General features: G+C 71.8%; 16 protein-coding genes. 15 read left to right on the forward strand and 1 reads right to left on the reverse strand.

The window, feature by feature from the left end; genetic code table 11:
• Positions 1 to 13 precede the first annotated feature (13 nt).
• The 14 genes from FHU36_RS14150 to FHU36_RS14215 all read left to right on the forward strand — a co-directional run bounded on the left by FHU36_RS14150 (position 14) and on the right by FHU36_RS14215 (position 17405).
• On the forward strand, positions 14 to 1486 hold the full coding sequence (locus FHU36_RS14150; protein ID WP_185084143.1) for an aldehyde dehydrogenase family protein: 1473 nt from the start codon (positions 14 to 16) through the stop codon (positions 1484 to 1486).
• Positions 1487 to 1522: 36 nt separating this feature from the next.
• Positions 1523 to 2581: a quaternary amine ABC transporter ATP-binding protein gene (locus FHU36_RS14155; RefSeq protein ID WP_185084144.1), complete on the forward strand. Its 1059-nt coding sequence runs from the start codon at positions 1523 to 1525 to the stop codon at positions 2579 to 2581.
• Entirely contained in the window at positions 2581 to 4581 is a 2001-nt protein-coding gene (locus tag FHU36_RS14160) for an ABC transporter permease (RefSeq protein WP_185084145.1), read from the forward strand. The genes FHU36_RS14155 and FHU36_RS14160 overlap by 1 nt, the downstream gene beginning before the upstream one ends.
• Before the next feature lie 40 nt (positions 4582 to 4621).
• Positions 4622 to 5608: an ABC transporter substrate-binding protein gene (locus FHU36_RS14165; protein WP_312891582.1), complete on the forward strand. Its 987-nt coding sequence runs from the start codon at positions 4622 to 4624 to the stop codon at positions 5606 to 5608.
• A gap of 196 nt (positions 5609 to 5804) precedes the next feature.
• Positions 5805 to 8219, forward strand: coding sequence for a GcvT family protein (locus FHU36_RS14170; protein ID WP_185084147.1), 2415 nt, complete (start codon positions 5805 to 5807; stop codon positions 8217 to 8219).
• A 12-nt stretch (positions 8220 to 8231) separates the two neighbouring features.
• Positions 8232 to 9488, forward strand: coding sequence for a serine hydroxymethyltransferase (glyA, locus tag FHU36_RS14175; RefSeq protein ID WP_185084148.1), 1257 nt, complete (start codon positions 8232 to 8234; stop codon positions 9486 to 9488).
• On the forward strand, positions 9485 to 10717 hold the full coding sequence (locus FHU36_RS14180; RefSeq protein WP_185084149.1) for a sarcosine oxidase subunit beta family protein: 1233 nt from the start codon (positions 9485 to 9487) through the stop codon (positions 10715 to 10717). The genes glyA and FHU36_RS14180 overlap by 4 nt, the downstream gene beginning before the upstream one ends.
• Positions 10718 to 10726: 9 nt before the next feature.
• A complete protein-coding gene (locus FHU36_RS14185) occupies positions 10727 to 11005 on the forward strand; it encodes a sarcosine oxidase subunit delta (protein WP_180903852.1) in 279 nt (92 codons plus the stop codon).
• Positions 11002 to 13836, forward strand: a complete 2835-nt coding sequence (locus tag FHU36_RS14190) for a 2Fe-2S iron-sulfur cluster-binding protein (protein ID WP_185084150.1) — start codon at positions 11002 to 11004, stop codon at positions 13834 to 13836. The genes FHU36_RS14185 and FHU36_RS14190 overlap by 4 nt, the downstream gene beginning before the upstream one ends.
• Complete coding sequence (locus tag FHU36_RS14195; RefSeq protein ID WP_185084151.1) at positions 13829 to 14392, forward strand: sarcosine oxidase subunit gamma; 564 nt, start codon at positions 13829 to 13831, stop codon at positions 14390 to 14392. The genes FHU36_RS14190 and FHU36_RS14195 overlap by 8 nt, the downstream gene beginning before the upstream one ends.
• Positions 14389 to 15765, forward strand: a complete 1377-nt coding sequence (locus FHU36_RS14200; RefSeq protein ID WP_185084152.1) for an L-serine ammonia-lyase — start codon at positions 14389 to 14391, stop codon at positions 15763 to 15765. Before FHU36_RS14195 ends, FHU36_RS14200 begins: the two co-directional genes overlap by 4 nt.
• 51 nt (positions 15766 to 15816) lie before the next feature.
• The gene (locus FHU36_RS14205) at positions 15817 to 16068 is read left to right on the forward strand and encodes a type II toxin-antitoxin system Phd/YefM family antitoxin (protein WP_185084153.1); all 252 of its coding nucleotides are present in this window, start codon (positions 15817 to 15819) and stop codon (positions 16066 to 16068) included.
• Positions 16065 to 16322 (forward strand): Txe/YoeB family addiction module toxin, encoded by a 258-nt coding sequence (locus tag FHU36_RS14210; protein ID WP_185084154.1) that lies wholly within the window; start codon positions 16065 to 16067, stop codon positions 16320 to 16322. Before FHU36_RS14205 ends, FHU36_RS14210 begins: the two co-directional genes overlap by 4 nt.
• Before the next feature lie 51 nt (positions 16323 to 16373).
• Entirely contained in the window at positions 16374 to 17405 is a 1032-nt protein-coding gene (locus tag FHU36_RS14215) for an RNA-binding protein (protein WP_221495878.1), read from the forward strand.
• Positions 17406 to 17490: 85 nt separating this feature from the next.
• On the opposite strand, the gene FHU36_RS14220 is transcribed toward FHU36_RS14215, so the two are convergent.
• Entirely contained in the window at positions 17491 to 18429 is a 939-nt protein-coding gene (locus FHU36_RS14220) for an RNA polymerase sigma-70 factor (RefSeq protein ID WP_185084155.1), read from the reverse strand.
• A gap of 115 nt (positions 18430 to 18544) precedes the next feature.
• Between FHU36_RS14220 and FHU36_RS14225 the strand changes: the two genes are divergently transcribed.
• Positions 18545 to 18691, forward strand: coding sequence for a carboxymuconolactone decarboxylase family protein (locus FHU36_RS14225; RefSeq protein ID WP_221495879.1), 147 nt, complete (start codon positions 18545 to 18547; stop codon positions 18689 to 18691).
• Positions 18692 to 18714: the final 23 nt, after the last annotated feature.

Raw genomic sequence — 18714 nt, forward strand, 5'->3', positions numbered from 1 at the left:
CAAAGGTGCGCCGATGACCGATCTCTATATCGGCGGCACGTGGACCAAGCCGGCCGACGGTGGGCAGCGCCTCATTCACTCGCCCGCCGACGGCAGCCTCGTGACCACGGTCGCAGAAGCCACCGCGACCGACACCGTCGCCGCCATCCGGGCGGCCAGGCATGCCTTCGACCACGGCACCTGGCCCGCCACCCCGGCGCGCGAGCGGGGAGCGCTGCTGTACCGGGTGGCCGACCTGCTGGAGCGCGACCGCGACGCCTTCGCCCGCGCCGAGTCGGGCGACACCGGCAAGCGGCTCGTGGAGAGCGAGTACGACGTCGACGACTGCGTGTCGTGCCTGCGGTACTTCGCCGGCGTGGCCGGCACCGACGCGGGCCGCGTGGTCGACACCGGCCGTGACGACGCGATCAGCCGGATCGTCCACGAGCCGGTCGGCGTGTGCGGCCTCATCACCCCGTGGAACTACCCGCTGCTCCAGGCGACGTGGAAGGTCGCCCCGGCGCTCGCCGCCGGCAACACGTTCGTGCTCAAGCCGAGCGAGCTGACCCCGAGCACCGCGATCCTGCTGATGCGGGCGCTGGAGGAGGCGGGCCTGCCCGCCGGCGTCGCCAACCTGGTGCTGGGCGCCGGGGCGAGCGCCGGCGCACCGCTCGCCGAGCACCCCGACGTGGACCTCGTGTCGTTCACCGGCGGCCTGGAGACCGGGCGGCGCGTCATGGCGGCGGCGTCGGCCACGGTCAAGCGGGTGGCGCTGGAGCTCGGCGGCAAGAACCCCAACATCGTCTTCGCCGACGCCGACTTCGAGACCGCGGTGGACTTCGCGCTGACCGCCGTGTTCCTGCACTCCGGCCAGGTGTGCTCGGCCGGCGCCCGGCTGCTCGTGGAGGACTCGCTGCACGACGCCTTCGTGGACGAGCTCGTCCGGCGGGCCGAGCTGATCCGCCTCGGCGGCCCGTTCGACCCGGAGGCGCACACCGGCCCGCTCATCTCCGCCGCCCACCTGGCCAAGGTCGAGGAGTACGTGGCCGCCGGCCTGGCCGAGGGCGCGGTCCTGCGCTGCGGCGGCGAGCGGCCCGGCGGCCCCGGTTTCGAGCGGGGCTTGTTCTACCGGCCGACCGTGCTGGACGAGTGCAAGCAGGGCATGCGGGTGGTGCGCGAGGAGTCGTTCGGCCCCGTGCTCACCGTGGAGCGCTTCACCGGAGAGGACGAGGCCGTCCGCCTCGCCAACGACACCGAGTACGGCCTCGCGGGCGCCGTCTGGACCCAGGACGCCGGCCGGGCGCAGCGGGTGGCGGGCAGGCTGCGGGCCGGCACGGTGTGGATCAACGACTACCACCCCTACGTGCCGCAGGCCGAATGGGGCGGTTTCAAGCAGTCGGGCACCGGCCGCGAGCTCGGACCGGCCGGACTGGACGAATATCGCGAGATCAAGCATGTGTGGCAGAACACCCGCCCGCGCCCCCAGCGGTGGTTCCCAGCGAGCTGACGCTCCGACGACCGCGCCGACGACCAAGAGGTGGTCATGACTGTGCCGTCAGTGGCCGAACGTAGTGCATCCGACACCGACACCACGCCCGTCCTCGCCGTCCGCGACCTGTGGAAGGTGTTCGGCCCCAAGGCCGAGAGCGTCGTCGGCAGCACGCTCAGCCGGAAGGAACTGAAGGAGAGGACGGGTTGCGTCGCGGCCGTCCGCGACGTCTCCTTCGACGTCCGCAGGGGCGAGGTGTTCGTCGTCATGGGCCTGTCCGGCTCGGGCAAGTCGACGCTGGTCCGCTGCCTGACCCGGCTGATCGAGCCCACGGCCGGCGAGGTGCTGCTCGACGGCGAGGACGTCCGCAAGGCCGACGACCGCAGGCTGCGAGAGCTGCGCAGGAACCGTATGGCCATGGTCTTCCAGCACTTCGGCCTGCTGCCGCACCGGTGCGTGCTGGACAACGTCGCCTTCGGGCTGGAGATCCGCGGGGTGGCCAAGAAGGAGCGCTACGCCAGGGCCCGCGAGGTGGTCGGGCTGGTCGGGCTCACCGGCTTCGAGAACTCCTACCCCGACCAGCTCTCCGGCGGTATGCAGCAGCGGGTCGGGCTGGCCCGGGCGCTCGCCGCCGACCCCGAGGTGCTGCTGTTCGACGAGCCGTTCTCCGCGCTGGACCCGCTGATCCGGCGCGAGATGCAGAACGAGGTCATCCGCCTGCACCACGAGGTCGGCAAGACGATGATCTTCATCACGCACGACCTCAGCGAGGCGCTCAAGCTGGGCGACCGGATCCTCATCATGCGCGACGGCGAGCTGGTCCAGGTGGGCACACCCGACCAGGTGGTGGGCGCGCCGGCCGACGACTACGTCAGGGACTTCGTCAGCGACATCCCGCGCTCGCACGTGCTGACGCTGCGCTGGATCATGCGCCCGCCGCACCCGGACGAGCCGCTCGACGGCCCCGAACTGGGGCCCGACGTGGTCATCCGCGACGCCGTGCACGCGGTGCTCTCCGCCGACCGGCCGGTGCGGGTCACCGATGGCGAGAGCGTGCTGGGCGTGGTGACCAGCGCGGAGATCCTGGAGGTCATCGCCGGGGGGCAGGACTGATGGCGGCCGTGCAGGTGGTGGCCGCGCGGGTGGCCGCCCGGCTGCCGGCCCGCAAGTACCTGGTGCTCGCGGTGTTCGTGGCCTGGGTGCTGGGCTGGGCGGTGCTGCGCGGCCGCGACACGCTGCAGCTCGGCGAGGCGGAGCTGACGCCGCTGCACACCTCGCTCGGCGACGGCATGGACGCCGTGGACGCCGGTCGCAACAGCAACCCGTTCTTCCTGTACTTCATCAACTACATCCGGCTCTTCCTCGACGAGGCCGTGACGTTCGTGCAGGCCCTGATCAGCCAGCCGTCGTTCGGCCGGCCGCTCCCCGTGCTCGGCTGGCTCGGCGTCGTGGGCCTGGCCACCGCCGTCGCCTACCTGTACGGCAACCGCAGGGTGGCGCTGCTGACCGCCGCCGGGTTCCTGTCGTTCGGCGTGCTCGGCCTGTGGCAGGAGAGCATGGACACCCTGGCGCTGACGCTGACGGCGGTGGTGCTGTCGCTGGCCGTCGGCATCCCGCTCGGCGTGTGGGCCGGGTTGAGCGACCGGTTCCACCGGCTGGTCACCCCGGTGCTCGACTTCATGCAGACGATGCCGACGTTCGTCTACCTGGCGCCGCTCACCCTGTTCTTCCTCATCGGCCCGGCCAGCGCGACGGTCGCCACCATGGTCTACGCGATCCCGCCGGCCATCCGGATCACCGCGCACGGCATCCGGCAGGTCTCGCCCGAGACGCTGGAGGCGAGCGCGTCGCTCGGCGTCACCCGCGCGCAGGCGCTGCGGCACGTGCGGCTGCCGATGGCCAAGCAGACGATCATCGTCGGCGTCAACCAGACCATCATGGCCGCCCTGTCCATGGCCACCATCGCGGCGCTCATCGACGCGCCCGGCCTGGGCAAGACCGTGCTGAAGGCGCTGCAGACGCTCGACGTCGGCACCGCGTTCAACGCCGGGCTGGCCATCGTCATCATGGCCGTCGTGCTCGACCGCGCGACCTCGGCGGCCAGCCGCCGGGTGGAGGCCGAGCGCCGGGCCGGGCGGCTGCGCACCGTGCGCGGCCGCCGCCTGGAGGTGGCGGGCGTCCTCGGCGTCGCCGCCGTGCTCGGCTACCTGTCGTACACCTACGTGTGGGCGGCGGAGTTCCCCGTCCAGGCCAACCTCGGCTTCACCGTGCGGGGCGCGGCCGACGCCGCGAGCCTGTGGGTGCAGGACAGCCTGGTCACCTACACCGACGCGGTCAAGAACGGGCTCACCAACGGGCTGCTCAATCCGTTCGAGGCGCTGCTGACCGGCTCGCCCTGGTGGCTCGTCGCCGCCGTGGCCGTGGCGATCGCGCTGCTCGTGGGCAGCGTGCGCGCCGCCCTGGTCACCACGGCCGGGCTGCTGGTGCTGGTGCTGCTCGGGCTCTGGCAGGACAGCATGGTCACGCTCGCCTCGACGCTCGTCGCGACGATCCTCGTCATGGTGCTCGGCGTGATCGTCGGGGTGTGGATGGGGCGCAGCGACCGGGCCGACACGCTGCTGCGGCCGGTGCTGGACGCGGGGCAGACCATGCCGGCCTTCGTCTACCTGGTGCCCATCCTCGGCCTGTTCGGGCCGACCCGGTTCACCGCGATCATCGCGGCCGTGGTGTTCGCCGCGCCGATCGCGATCAAGCTGGTCGCCGAGGGCATCAGGCGGGTCTCGGCGACCACCGTCGAGGCGGCCACTTCAGCGGGCGCGAGCACCTGGCAGCTCATCTCCAAGGTGCAGCTCCCGATGGCGCGCAGCGCCGTCACGCTGTCGGCCAGCCAGGGGCTGATCTACGTGCTGTCGATGGTGGTCGTCGGCGGCCTGGTCGGCGCGGGGGCGCTCGGCTACGACGTCGTGGCCGGCTTCTCGCAGCACCAGTTGCGCGGCAAGGGGCTGGCCGCCGGGCTGGCGATCGTCGTGCTCGGCATCGTGCTCGACCGCGTCATGCGGGCCGCCACCGAGCGGGCCGACGCTGCCGCGCACGGCGGACTCCATGACAAGTGAGAGACACCGGCCGGTGGCCGGTGAGAATCAGGAGGACCAGGTGGCAGTTACCAGGAGCGGAAAGGTCCGGGCGGCCGCGCTCGTGACAGGCGCCGGCCTCCTGCTCACCGCGTGCGGTGGGGCGAAGGTCGGCGAGGTGCAGACGGGTGCGAGCAGCGCCGCGAGCGGTGCGGGCAGTTGCGGCACCGTCAACCTCGCGATCAACCCGTGGGTGGGCTACGAGGCCAACGCCGCGGTCATCGCGCACGTGGCCGAGAAGCAGCTCGGCTGCAAGGTGGTCAAGAAGGACCTCAAGGAGGAGGTGGCCTGGCAGGGGTTCGCCACCGGCGAGGTCGACGCGGTCGTGGAGAACTGGGCCCACGACGACCTGAAGAAGAAGTACATCGACGAGCAGAAGGTGGCCGTGAACGCCGGGCCGACCGGCAACAAGGGGATCATCGGCTGGTACGTGGCCCCGTGGATGGCCGAGAAGTACCCGGACATCACCGACTGGAAGAACCTCAACAAGTACGCCTCCCTGTTCAAGACCTCCGAGTCCGACGGCAAGGGCCAGCTCCTCGACGGCGACCCGTCGTTCGTCACCAACGACGGCGCCCTGGTCAAGAACCTCAAGCTGGACTACAAGGTCGTCTACGCGGGCAGCGAGACGGCGCTCATCACGGCCTTCCGCCAGTCGGAGAAGCAGCAGAAGCCGGTGCTGGGCTACTTCTACGAGCCGCAGTGGTTCCTGTCGGAGCTGCGGCTGGTCAAGGTGAACCTGCCGGCCTGGACCGAGGGCTGCGACGCGGACGCGGAGAAGGTGGCCTGCGACTACCCGCCGTACGAGCTGGACAAGATCGTCAGCAAGAAGTTCGCCGAGTCGGGCAGTCCCGCGTACACGCTGGTCAAGAACTTCACGTGGACGAACGACGACCAGAACCTGGTGGCCAAGTACATCGCCGAGGAGAAGATGAAGCCGGAGGAGGCGGCCGCCAAGTGGGTGGCCGACAACCCGGACAAGGTGAAGGCCTGGCTGCCCAGCAGCTGATGATCCACCCACGCCCGGCCCGGTCGACGCAAGGTGCGACCGGGCCGGGCGTGCGCGTGTCTGTGGACCGTTCCACAGCAGGCGTGCAAACCGTATGGAATACGACAGAACACACTCTTGACACCCGGAACGCGGCAGGCGACGCTTGTTGCGAAAAGTGCGTTTGGTTGCATATATCGCAACAACGGAGGTGGCTATGACGGGCCCAAGCGTCGTCATCATCGGCGCGGGCGTGGTCGGCGCGGCTCTCGCCGACGAGCTGTCCGCCCGCGGCTGGACCGACGTCACCGTTGTCGACCAGGGAGACGTGCCCGCCACCGGCGGCTCCTCCTCCCATGCCCCCGGCCTGGTCTTCCAGATCAACGGCTCCAAGACGATGACCGAGATGGCCCGCTACACCGTCGAGAAGTTCGTCGAGCTGGACAGCTTCCACCAGGTGGGCGGGCTCGAAGTGGCCACCACCCCCGAGCGGCTCGTCGAGCTGCGCCGCCGCCACGGCTGGGCGACCTCCTGGGGGATCGAGACCCACCTGCTGTCCGCGGAGGAGAGCGTCGCCCGCCACTCGCTGCTCGACCCCGGCACGGTGCTCGGCGGCCTGTACATCCCCACCGACGGCCTGGCCAAGGCCGTCAAGGCCGTGGACGCCCAGCTCGCCCGCGCCCGCTCCCGCGGCGTGCGGGTGCTGGCCCGGCACGAGGTGCTCGACATCACGACCGAGGGCGGCCGGGTCAAGGCGGTCGTCACCGACCGGGGCGACATCCCCGCCGACCTCGTGGTCTGCTGCGCCGGCATCTGGGGGCCCAAGGTCGCCCGCATGGTCGGCATGGACCTGCCGCTCACCCCGCTCGCCCACCAGCTCGCCTGGACCGGCCAGGTGCCCGACCTGGCCGGGCAGACCGTCGAGGTGTCCCGGCCCATCCTGCGCCACCAGGACGCCGACCTCTACTACCGCGAGCGCTTCGACACCCTCGGCATCGGCTACTACGGCCACCGCCCCATGCCGATCAGCGCCGACGACATCCTGTCCGTGGACGAGGCCGAGGTGATGCCCTCGGTGCTCACCTTCACCCCCGACGACTTCGCCGACGCCTGGACCGAGACGCGGCGGCTGCTGCCGTCCACCCGGTCGGCCAAGGTCGAGGAGGGCATCAACGGCCTGTTCTCCTTCACCACCGACCACCTGCCGCTCATGGGAGAGTCGCGCGACGTCGAGGGCTTCTGGGTCGCCGAGGCCGTCTGGGTCACCCACTCCGCCGGCGTCGGCCGGGCCATGGCCGAATGGCTCGTGGACGGCCACTGCAGCTCGTTCGACCTGCACGAGTGCGACGTCAACCGGTTCGAGCCGCACCAGATCGCCCCCGACTACGTGCGGGCCCGTGGCTGCCAGAACTACGTCGAGGTCTACGACATCATCCACCCCCTCCAGCCGATGGAGGAGCCGCGCCCGCTGCGCACCAGCCCGTTCCACACCCGCCAGCGCGAGCTCGGCGCGATGTTCCTGGAGGCGTCCGGCTGGGAGCGCCCGCAGTGGTACGAGGCCAACGCCCCGCTGGTGGCCGGCCGCGACATCCCCCCGCCGGGCGACTGGGCGGCGCGTTACTGGTCGCCCATCGTCGGTGCCGAGGCCCAGGCCACCCGCGAGGGCGTCGCCCTGTACGACATGACCGCGCTCAAGCGGCTGGAGGTCAGCGGCCCGGGAGCCGTCGCCTTCCTGCAGCGGCTCACCACCGGCGACGTGGACAAGTCGGTCGGCTCCGTGACGTACTGCCTGCTGCTCGACGTGGACGGCGGCATCCGCAGCGACGTCACCGTGGCCCGGCTCGGCCCGCAGGAGTTCCAGGTCGGCGCGAACGGCAATCTCGACCTCGACTGGTTCGACCGGCACCGGCCCGCCGACGTGTTCGTCCGCGACATCACCCCCGGCACCTGCTGCGTCGGCGTGTGGGGCCCGAAGGCGCGCGACCTCGTCCAGCCGCTCACCCGCGCCGACCTCAAGGCGCTGCGCTACTTCCGCGGCACCCGTACCCACCTCGGCAACGTGCCCGTCACCATGCTCCGCCTGTCCTACGTCGGCGAGCTGGGCTGGGAGATCTACACGACCGCCGACCTCGGACTCAAGCTGTGGGACACCCTGTGGCAGGCCGGGCAGGACCACCTGGGCCCGCAGGGCGTCATCGCCGGCGGCCGGGGCGCCTTCACCAGCCTGCGCCTGGAGAAGGGCTACCGCTCGTTCGGCACCGACATGACCTTCGAGCACGACCCGTACGAGGCCGGGCTGGGCTTCGCCGTCAAGCTCGACAAGGGCGACTTCATCGGCCGCGAGGCGCTGCTCGCCCGCAAGGAGTCGGTCACCCGCAAGCTCGCCTGCCTGCTCACCGACGAGGTCGTCATGGGCAAGGAGCCCGTGTACGACGGCGACCGGCCCGTGGGCTACGTCACCAGCGCCGCCTACGGCCACACGATCGGCCGGGCCATCGCGTACGCGTGGCTGCCCGCCCCGCTCGCCACCCCGGGCCAGACCGTCCACATCGGCTACTTCGACCGGCGGGTCGAGGCCGTGGTGGCCGAGGAGCCCCTGTTCGACCCGGCGATGACCCGGCTGCGCGGTTAGGAAAGGACGCACATGATCGACACCCCGCTGGACGTGCTGGATCCCGAGGTGCACGCCGCGATCGGCGCGGAGCTGGCCCGGCAGCGCTCGACGCTGGAGATGATCGCCTCGGAGAACTTCGCGCCGCTGGCCGTCATGGCCGCCCAGGGCTCCGTCCTCACCAACAAGTACGCCGAGGGCTACCCCGGCAGGCGCTACTACGGCGGCTGCGAGCACGTCGACGTGATCGAGCAGCTCGCCATCGACCGGGTCAAGGCGCTGTTCGGCGCCGAGGCGGCCAACGTGCAGCCCCACTCGGGCGCCCAGGCCAACGCCGCCGCCATGTCCGCCCTGCTGGAGCCGGGCGACACGATCCTCGGGCTCGACCTCGCCCACGGCGGCCACCTCACCCACGGCATGCGCATCAACTTCTCCGGCCGCCTCTACAACGTGGTCGCCTACCACGTCCGCGAGAGCGACCACCTGGTGGACATGGACGAGGTCGAGCGGCTGGCCCGCGAGCACCGGCCCAAGCTCATCATCGCCGGCTGGTCCGCCTACCCCCGCCAGCTCGACTTCGCCGCCTTCCGCCGGATCGCCGACGCGGTGGGCGCCTACCTGATGGTGGACATGGCGCACTTCGCCGGACTCGTCGCGGCCGGCCTGCACCCCTCGCCCGTGCCGCACGCCCACGTGGTCACCACCACCACCCACAAGACCCTCGGCGGGCCGCGCGGCGGCGTGGTGCTGTCCACCGCCGACCTCGCCAAGAAGATCAACTCGGCGGTGTTCCCCGGCCAGCAGGGCGGGCCGCTGGAGCACGTCGTCGCCGCCAAGGCGGTGGCGTTCAAGGTGGCGGCGGAGGAGTCGTTCCGCGACCGGCAGCGGCGCACGCTGGAGGGCGCGCGCATCCTCGCCGACCGGCTGCTCGCACCCGACGCCGTCGCCGCCGGCGTCAGGGTGCTGACCGGCGGCACCGACGTGCACCTCGTGCTGGTGGACCTGCGCGACTCGGAGCTGGACGGCCGGCAGGCCGAGGACCGGCTGCACGCCGCCGGCATCACGGTCAACCGCAACGCCGTGCCCTTCGACCCGCGCCCGCCGATGGTCACCTCCGGGCTGCGCATCGGCACGCCCGCCCTGGCCACGCGCGGCTTCGGCGCCGGCGACTTCCGCGAGGTCGCCGACGTCATCGCCGCCGCCCTCATCCCCGGGGCCGACCTGGCGTTCCTGCGCGGCCGGGTCGAGGCCCTGGCCGGCAAGCACCCGCTCTACGGGGACGTCCGATGACGCCCCGCCCGCCGGGCGCCGCCCTGCCCGAGCACCCCGACCGGCTGTGGACCGCGGCCGAGCCCAGGCCCTCCTACGACGTGGTGATCGTCGGCGGCGGCGGCCACGGCCTGGCCACCGCCTACTACCTGGCCAAGAACCACGGCATCACCAACGTCGCGGTCCTGGAACGCGGGTGGCTCGCCGGCGGCAACATGGCGCGCAACACCACCATCATCCGCTCCAACTACCTGTGGGACGAGAGCGCCGGCATCTACGAGCACGCGCTCAAGCTCTGGGAGGGGCTGGAGGCGGAGCTCGACTACCCGCTGCTGTTCAGCCAGCGCGGCGTGCTCAACCTCGCCCACAGTCTCCAGGACGTCCGCGACAGCGTCCGCCGCGTCGAGGCGAACCGGCTCAACGGCGTGGACGCCGAATGGCTGGACCCGCGGCAGGTCCAGGAGGTCTGCCCGATCGTCAACATCGCCCCCGACGTGCGCTACCCGGTGCACGGCGGCACCTTCCAGCCGCGCGCCGGCATCGCCAAGCACGACCACGTCGCCTGGGGTTACGCCCGCGCCGCGGCGGCGCTCGGCGTCGACTTCGTCGAGAACTGCGAGGTGACCGGGCTGCGGGTGAGCGGCGGCCGGATCACCGGCGTCGAGACGACGCGCGGGACGATCGCGGCCGGCAGGGTGGCGCTGTGCGCCGCCGGGCACACCTCCGTCGTCGCCGCGACCGCCGGCATCGACCTGCCGCTGCAGAGCCACCCGCTGCAGGCTCTCGTCTCCGAGCTGCTGGAGCCCGTCCACCCGACGGTCGTCATGTCCAACGCCGTCCACGTGTACGTCAGCCAGGCCCACAAGGGCGAGCTGGTGATGGGAGCGGGCATCGACGCGGCCAACTCCTACCGCCAGCGGGGCGCGTTCCACATCATCGAGCGGCAGATGGCGGCGGCCCTGGAGCTGTTCCCCGTCTTCGCCCGCGCGCACGTGCTGCGCACCTGGGGCGGCGTCGTGGACGTCTCGCCCGACGCCTCGCCGATCGTCGGCCTGAGCCCGGTCGACGGCCTCTACCTCAACTGCGGGTGGGGCACCGGCGGCTTCAAGGCCACGCCCGGCGTGGGCTGGTGCTTCGCCCACACGGTGGCCAACGACGCGCCGCACCCGCTCAACGCCCCCTTCTCCCTTGACCGATTCGTCACCGGGGCGCTCGTCGACGAGCACGGCGCCGCCGCGGTCGCGCACTGAGGACGTCACATGCTGCTGATCCCATGCCCCTGGTGCGGCCCACGCGAGGAGGCCGAGTTCCACTACGGCGGGCAGGCTCACGTCGCCTACCCCGACGACCCGGCCGCCCTCTCCGACGAGGAGTGGGCCCGCTACCTGTTCTTCCGCGACAACCCCAAGGGCGTCTTCGCCGAGCGCTGGAGCCACTCCGCGGGCTGCCGCCGCTGGTTCAACGCCCTGCGTGACACCGCGACCAACGAGATCCACGCCGTCTACCGGGTGGGCGAGCCTCGGCCGGTGACCTCGTGAGGCGCGAGAGCGGCGGCCGGATCGACCGGTCGCGGACCCTGCGCTTCACCTTCGACGGCCGGGAGTACACCGGGTACCCCGGCGACACCCTCGCCTCCGCGCTGCTCGCGGCCGGCGTGCGCCGGGTCGCAACCAGCGTGAAGCTGGGCCGCCCGCGCGGCGTGTTCTCGGCCGGCAGCGAGGAGCCCAGCGCGGTCGTCCAGATCGAGGCGCCGTTCCCCGAGCCGATGCTGCCCGCCACCACCGTCGAGCTGTACGACGGGCTCGCCGCGAGCAGCCTCGCCGGTCAGGGACGGCTGGCCGCCGAGCCGGACCCGGCCCGCTACGACGCCGTCCACGCCCACTGCGACGTCCTCGTGGTCGGCGCCGGACCGGCCGGGCTGGCCGCGGCGCGCGCCGCCGCGGGCACCGGGGCGCGGGTGATCCTCGCCGACGAGCGGCCCGAGCCGGGCGGCGCGCTTCTCGGCACGGCCGAGGCCGTGGACGGCGTGCCCGGCCCCGAGTGGGCCGCCGCCACCGTGGCGGGGCTGGCGGAGCTGCCCGACGTCACCGTGCTGCGCCGCACCACCGTCTTCGGCTACTACGACGACAACTACCTGGTCGCCGTCGAGCGGCGCACCGGCCACCTCGGCGCGGCGGCGCCCGCGCACGTCGCCCGCGAGCGCGTGTGGCGCATCCGGGCGGGGCGCGTGGTGCTCGCCACCGGGGCACACGAGCGGCCGATCGCGTTCGCGGGCAACGACCTGCCCGGCGTGATGCTCGCCGATGCGGCCCGCGCCTACGCCCACCGGTACGGCGTGCTGCCCGGCCGCCGCGCCGTGGTGTTCACCGCGCACGACTCCGCCTACGCCGCCGCCCTCGACCTCGCCGACGCGGGCGTGGACGTGGCGGCCATCGTGGACGTGCGGCCCGCACCCGGCCCGGAGTGGGCCGCACGGGCCCGCGAACGCGGCCTCGACGTGCTGGCGGGCCACGTGGTGACGGCCGCCCACGGTGTGGAGGCGGTCTCCTCGGTGACGGTCGACGCGCGCCCCATCGCGCCGGGAGAGCTGGCCGCCTCCTCGGGCGGGCGCTCGTTCGAGGCGGACCTGCTGCTCGTGTCGGGCGGCTGGAACCCGGTCGTGCACCTGTTCAGCCAGGCGGGCGGGACGCTGCGCCACGACGACACGCTCGGCACGCTCGTCCCGGACGCCTGCCGGCAGGCGGTCGAGGTGGCGGGCGCGGCCAGGGGTGTGTTCACCCTGGCCGGCTGCCTGGCGGACGGCACCGGCGCCGGCACCCGAACCACCTCCGGGGCGGCCCGGGTGCCCGAGGCGGCGCCCGAGCCGGAGCCCACGGGGGAGCCGTACTGGGTGGTGCCCGCGGCCGATCACACGGCGCACTTCGTGGACCTGCAACGCGACGTGACCGTGGCCGACCTCCACCGGGCCGTCGGTGCCGGCCTGCGCTCCGTCGAGCACGTCAAGCGCTACACCACCGCCGGCACGGCCCACGACCAGGGCAAGACCTCCGGCCTGCTCGCCTCGGCGGTCGTCGCCGAGGCGCTGGGCGTGCCGGTGGCGGAGCTGGGCGTCACCACGTTCCGGGCGCCGTACCTGCCGGTGAGCTTCGCCGCGCTGGCGGGCCGCGACCGCGGCGCGCTGAGCGACCCGGTCCGGGTGACGGCGCTGCACGAGTGGCACGTCGCGGCCGGCGCGCTGTTCGAGAACGTCGGCCAGTGGAAGCGGCCCTGGTACTACCCGCGCCCCGGCGAGGACATGGAGACAGCGGTGCTGCGCGAGTGCCGCGCCGCCCGCGAGGGCGTGGCCGCGATGGACGCCTCCACCCTCGGCAAGATCGACGTGATCGGCCCCGACGCGGGGGAGTTCCTCGACCGGCTCTACACCAACCTGATGAGCACGCTGAAGGTCGGCGCCGTCCGCTACGGCGTGATGTGCCGTCCCGACGGGATGGTGTTCGACGACGGCACGGTCATCCGGCTGGCCGACGAGCACTTCCTCGTCACCACCACGACGGGCAACGCGGCCGCCGTGCTCGACTGGATGGAGGAGTGGCTGCAGACCGAGTGGCCGTCGCTGCGGGTGCACTGCACGTCGGTCACCGAGCAGTGGGCCACGGTCGCCCTGGTCGGCCCGCGCTCGCGCGAGGTGCTGGCGGGGCTCGCGCCGGGTCTCGCCGTGGGGGTGGCCGACTTCCCGTTCATGACGTGGCGGGAGGCGGAGGTGGCCGGGATACCGGCTCGGGTGTGCCGGATCAGCTTCTCCGGCGAGCTGGCGTACGAGATCAACGTCACGTCGTGGGACGGCCTGCGCCTGTGGACGGCGATCATGGACACCGGCGTCGTCACCCCGTACGGCACCGAGACCATGCACGTGCTGCGCGCCGAGAAGGGCTACCCGATCGTCGGCCAGGACACCGACGGCACGGTCACCCCGCACGACCTCGGCATGGCGTGGGTGGTGTCGAAGAAGAAGCCCAACTTCGTCGGCAAGCGCTCCTACACACGGGCCGACACGTCACGGCCGGACCGCAAGCAGCTCGTCGGGCTGCTGCCGGAGGACCCCGGCCTCCTGCTGCCGGAGGGCACGCACCTGGTGGCCGGGTCCGGGGACGGGGAGCCGCTGCCGGAGCCGCCGGTGCCGATGCTCGGCCACGTCACGTCCAGCTACCGCAGCGCCGCCCTGGGCCGCACGTTCGCGCTGGCGCTGGTCAAGGGCGGTCAGAGCCGGATCGGCGAACGGCTGCACGCACCGGTCGGCGGCACGCTGGTGCCGGTGACCGTCACCTCTCACGTCCTGTTCGACCCGGAAGGAGCGCGCCGTGATGGCTGAGCGCAGGAGCCCGGCCGCGGCGTTCGCCGGCCGGTTCGCCGCCGCGTCGGAGGGTGGGGCGCTACGGCTCGCCGAGCTGCCGTTCCTCACCCACGTCGACCTCAGGGTGGACCCGGCGAGCCCGGCGGCCCGTGACCTGGGCGACGTGCTGGGGGTGCCGCTCCCCGTCGAGCCGTGCACCGCCGTGACCGCCGGGGACGTCACCGTGGCCTGGCTCGGCCCGGACGAGTGGCTGGTGGTCGCGCCCGCGGGCCACCGGCACGAGCTGCTGGTCAAGGCCCTCGGCGACCGGCACGGCTCGGTCGTGGACGTGTCGGCCCAGCGCACCACCCTGCTCGTGGGCGGGCCGCGCGCGCGTGACCTGCTGGCCCACGGCTGCGCGCTCGACCTGCATCCGCGCGTGTTCGGGCCGGGCCGGTGCGCGCAGACGCTGCTGGCGCGCGCCCAGGTCGTGCTGCTGCCCCGGCCGGACGACTTCCTGGTGCTGGTCCGCTCGTCGTTCGCCGCGTACCTGTCGGAATGGCTGCTCGACGCGGCGACGGAATACCTGCGATGAGCATCGGCGTCTTCGACCTGTTCAAGATCGGGATCGGCCCGTCCAGTTCCCACACCGGCGGGCCGATGGCCGCCGCGCACAGGTTCGCGCGCGGCCTGCACGAGGACGGCCTGCTCGACCGGGTGGCCCGCGTCGAGGCCGTCCTGTACGGCTCGCTCGGGCTGACCGGCAAGGGCCACGGCAGCGACAAGGCCGTCCTGCTGGGCCTGTCGGGCGACAAGCCCGAACTCGTGGACGTGGACGGCATCGACGCCCGGCTGGCCGAGATGCGCGCCTCCAGCACGCTCCGGCTGTTCGGCCACCGGGAGATCCCGTTCGTCGTCGGGGAGGACCTCGTCTTCGAGCGGAAGATCTCGCTGCCCGGCCACCCCAACGGCATGCGCTTCACCGCCCGCTCCGGCGACGGCACGGTGGTGCGGGAGAAGGTCTACTACTCCGTCGGAGGCGGCTTCGTGGTGGACGAGAACGCCACCGGGGCCGACCGCATCAAGCCTGACGACACCGTGCTGCCGTTTCCGTTCACGACGGCCGAGGAACTGCTCAAGCAGTGCTCGGCCACGGGCTTGTCGATCTCCGGCCTGATGCTGGAGAACGAGAAGGCGTTCGGCCGTACCGAGGCCGAGATCCGCGCCGGGATCCTCACCCTGTGGCGTGTCATGTCCGAGTGTGTCCAGCGGGGGATCACCCGCGAGGGCGTGCTCCCGGGCGGCCTGAAGGTGCGCCGCCGCGCCCACCAGCTCCACCGCCGTCTGCGTTCGGAGTCCTCCGGCAAGGACCCGTTGCAGGCGATGGACTGGGTGTCGCTGTTCGCCCTGGCGGTCAACGAGGAGAACGCGGCCGGCGGGCGGATCGTCACCGCCCCGACGAACGGCGCGGCGGGCATCATCCCGGCCGTGCTCACCTACTACTCGCGGTACGTGCCGCACGCCGACGACGAGGGCGTGATCCGCTTCATGCTGACGGCGGCGGCGATCGGGGTGCTGTTCAAGGAGAACGCCTCCATCTCCGGGGCCGAGGTCGGCTGCCAGGGCGAGGTCGGCTCGGCCTGCTCGATGGCCGCGGCCGGGCTGACCGAGGTGCTGGGCGGCACCCCGGAGCAGGTGGAGAACGCCGCGGAGATCGGCATCGAGCACAACCTGGGCCTGACCTGCGACCCGATCGGCGGCCTGGTGCAGATCCCGTGCATCGAGCGCAACGCGGTCGCCTCCATCAAGGCCATCACCGCCGCCCGCATCGCCCTGCGCGGCGACGGCCGCCACTTCGTCGCCCTGGACAAGGCCATCAAGACCATGCGCGACACCGGCCGCGACATGCTCGACAAGTACAAGGAGACCTCACGCGGCGGCCTCGCCGTCAACGTCATCGAGTGCTAGACGCACCCTCAGAGTGGTACCGTGAAGTTGTACCACTCTGAGGGAGGGGTTATGTCCATCACCGCAAGCGAGGCGCGCCGTAGACTGTTCCCGCTCATCGAGGAGGTCAACAACGACCGCACCGCCGTGGAGATCGTCGCCAGGAGCGGCAGCGCCTATCTGGTGGCCGCAGAGGAGTACGAAGCCCTCCAGGAGACGGCCTATCTGCTTCGCTCGCCCGCGAACGCGCGCCGGTTGATCGAGTCCTACCGGGAGGCGGTCGACGGGCGTCACGAGCGGCACGAACTGCTGGATGACGAGTGAAAATCGCCTTCACCAGCCAGGGCTGGGAGGACTACATCCACTGGCAGACGGCCGACCGTCAGCTCCTCAAGCGTATCAACCGGCTCATCGAGGACGCCCTGCGCGATCCTTACGCGGGCATCGGCAAACCCGAGCCGCTCAAGTACGCCTTGGCGGGCGCGTGGTCGCGCCGTATCACCGATGAGCACCGCTTGGTCTACCTCGTCGCGAACGACGAGATTGTCATCCTGCAGGCCCGCTACCGCTACGAGTAGCGAGTGGACCGAGGTCGGCGGTAAGACCGGACCGCCGCCAGGATGGTGGTGATGAACGTTCCCATGGCCGGTACCGGCTCGCCGGCATCCTCACCTCAGGCCCATGCCAGCGGCGGCGGAGCTGACAAAGTGCTCCACGTCTACCGGATCACCAAGTACGACCCGGCGGACCGCGATGAGCAGGGCTCCTACGTCGGGCCCGAGGACGTGTACAGCGACCACGGTCCGGTGGAAGCGGCCTACCTGGCAGCCGTGGCCGCTTTCGCCGAGGAAACCGGCATCACCCACCTCGCCATCCGCGAACCTGAGGTGACCGGCTACGTCAGCTTCGGGGCGGAACCCCCGATCGATGGTCACGGCTTGGCCGGTCTGTTCCCCCCTGACCTGACCGGCTACCACGACGGCGCGCTGGTGCCGATGGCCGTCGCCCTGGAGTTGGTCCGGGCGATGCTGCGCGACAACGGTGCCTGGTGCCGGTTGCACGTGGAGGACCGCTTCTTCGTCCACGTCGGTTACGACCAGTACGTCTATGTCGGCAGCGCGTTACCGTGCCCACACGCGGTGGCGCTCACCCACCACCGAGGGCTCTTCGCCGAACCGATCAACCAGTCGCCGTACGACCCACAACTCGATGAGGACGATGTTGGTCGGCGCCCCGCCGACGCGGCATTCTGGGCCGAACTGGATGCCCTCATCATCGAGCGAGGCGCGGTGGTGTTGGAGGAGCGCTATGTCTCCAACGCCTCACGCTGGCACCGGATAACACCTGATGAGGTCACCGCAATACGGGCCCGCCTCGCCCCCCGGGTGCGGCTGCTGGTCTGGCCCGACCTGTCGACAGACGTGGAAGCGGCCCTTGCCGGCCTTCCCGACGATGGCTTCGCTGAGATCGTCTGGCAGAACTCTCAGGGGCACATCACCAGCCTGACGGTCGACGAATCCAACAGTCCGGCACTACCGGCCATACTGGCCGCTGCCCGCGCGATGATGATTCTTTCCGGTTGGGCGGACGAGCGTGAACCGCTGATGACCGCCGTGCTGCCCGATCCCGATGGTGTGCTCCGCGCACGATGGACGCCCTGACGCCGGCAGATCAGTCGCCCTCCCCGCCGGGGAGCCCATGGCCATCGCGTGCTGGGCAGTGCTGGGTGCCCGTCCCGCGCCGGAGTCAGCGGCTCACGGCAGTCTCCCGCTCCACCCGCGACAGCTTCTCGGGATTGCGTACGTAGTAGAGCCCGGTGATCAAGCCGTCCTCGACCCGCAGCGCCATGACGCCGTCGATCTCCCCGTTGAGCCGGACGAGCAGCGCCGGGCCGCCGTTGACCTGCACCGGCTCGAACGACATCGCGGCGCCGACCTTGTTCCAGCCGGCGGCGAACACGCGAGTCACCCTGTCGGCCCCCACGATGGGCCGCAGCAGGGCCTGCTTGATTCCGCCACCGTCACTCAACGCGACGACATCGGGGGCGAGGATGTCGAGCAGGCTCTGCAGATCGCCCGTTTCGACCGCCCGTCGGAACGCCTCGAAGGCCCCCCGGGTCTCGACGGGGGAAACGACCCCGCGCGGGCGGCGCGCCGCGACGTGGGACCGCGCCCGGTGGGCGATCTGGCGGACCGCGACCGCGCTCTTGTCGACAGCTTCGGCGATCTCGTCGTAGGCCAGATCGAACACCTCGCGCAGCACGAACACCGCCCGCTCGGTCGGCGTGAGCGTCTCCAGCACCAGCAGCATCGCCATCGAGACGCTCTCGGCCAGCTCGACGTCCTCGGCCACGTCGGGTGCGGTCAGCAGCGGCTCGGGCAGCCAGGGGCCGACGTAGGACTCCTTGCGCCGGCCGAGCGTACGCAGCCGCATGAGCGCCTGCCGGGTGGTGATCTTGACCAGGTACGCGCGCTGGTCCAGCACCGTGCCGAGATCGACGCCCGCCCACCGCATCCAGGTCTCCTGCAGGACGTCCTCGGCGTCGGCAGCCGAGCCGAGCATCTCGTAGGCGACCGTGAAGAGCAGGTTGCGGTGGGCGACGAACGCCTCGGTGGCGGGATCCGGGTGGCCGTTCTCGTTCTCGCCCCAGCCGCGACCTCTGCCGTGGTCCGCAACGCTGGCCATGGATGACTCCTGTCTGTCGGATCTCGACCGGGTCTCACCCACAAGATGCCAGGCCCTGCCGTTCTGTGACACCACGACGGCAAGAGGGTGGCGCCAACGCAGGCAAGATCGCGAAGTGCCACCCGCCTCCACCGCCAGGCACTACGACGAGGACCAGCTCGCCGCCTTGGTGTGCCTGATCGCCTTCATCAACGCCGCCGACCGCCTCAACGTCATCACCCAGCAGCCCGCCGGCGACTACCAGCCCGGCCGGCACGGATGACGGGCAGGACCTGGCCGGATGCC

The sequence above is a fragment of the Nonomuraea muscovyensis genome (assembly GCF_014207745.1).
GTDB classification, from domain to species: Bacteria; Actinomycetota; Actinomycetes; order Streptosporangiales; family Streptosporangiaceae; genus Nonomuraea; species Nonomuraea muscovyensis.

Bases quoted from the DNA above. Each gene is read 5' to 3' on its own strand.
- FHU36_RS14150 (WP_185084143.1), top strand. From the start codon at position 14: ATGACCGATCTCTATATCGGCGGCACGTGGACCAAGCCGGCCGACGGT.
- FHU36_RS14155 (WP_185084144.1), top strand. From the start codon at position 1,523: ATGACTGTGCCGTCAGTGGCCGAACGTAGTGCATCCGACACCGACACC.
- FHU36_RS14160 (WP_185084145.1), top strand. From the start codon at position 2,581: ATGGCGGCCGTGCAGGTGGTGGCCGCGCGGGTGGCCGCCCGGCTGCCG.
- FHU36_RS14170 (WP_185084147.1), top strand. From the start codon at position 5,805: ATGACGGGCCCAAGCGTCGTCATCATCGGCGCGGGCGTGGTCGGCGCG.
- glyA (WP_185084148.1), top strand. From the start codon at position 8,232: ATGATCGACACCCCGCTGGACGTGCTGGATCCCGAGGTGCACGCCGCG.
- FHU36_RS14180 (WP_185084149.1), top strand. From the start codon at position 9,485: ATGACGCCCCGCCCGCCGGGCGCCGCCCTGCCCGAGCACCCCGACCGG.
- FHU36_RS14185 (WP_180903852.1), top strand. From the start codon at position 10,727: ATGCTGCTGATCCCATGCCCCTGGTGCGGCCCACGCGAGGAGGCCGAG.
- FHU36_RS14195 (WP_185084151.1), top strand. From the start codon at position 13,829: ATGGCTGAGCGCAGGAGCCCGGCCGCGGCGTTCGCCGGCCGGTTCGCC.
- FHU36_RS14200 (WP_185084152.1), top strand. From the start codon at position 14,389: ATGAGCATCGGCGTCTTCGACCTGTTCAAGATCGGGATCGGCCCGTCC.
- FHU36_RS14205 (WP_185084153.1), top strand. From the start codon at position 15,817: ATGTCCATCACCGCAAGCGAGGCGCGCCGTAGACTGTTCCCGCTCATC.
- FHU36_RS14215 (WP_221495878.1), top strand. From the start codon at position 16,374: ATGAACGTTCCCATGGCCGGTACCGGCTCGCCGGCATCCTCACCTCAG.
- FHU36_RS14220 (WP_185084155.1), bottom strand. From the start codon at position 18,429: ATGGCCAGCGTTGCGGACCACGGCAGAGGTCGCGGCTGGGGCGAGAAC.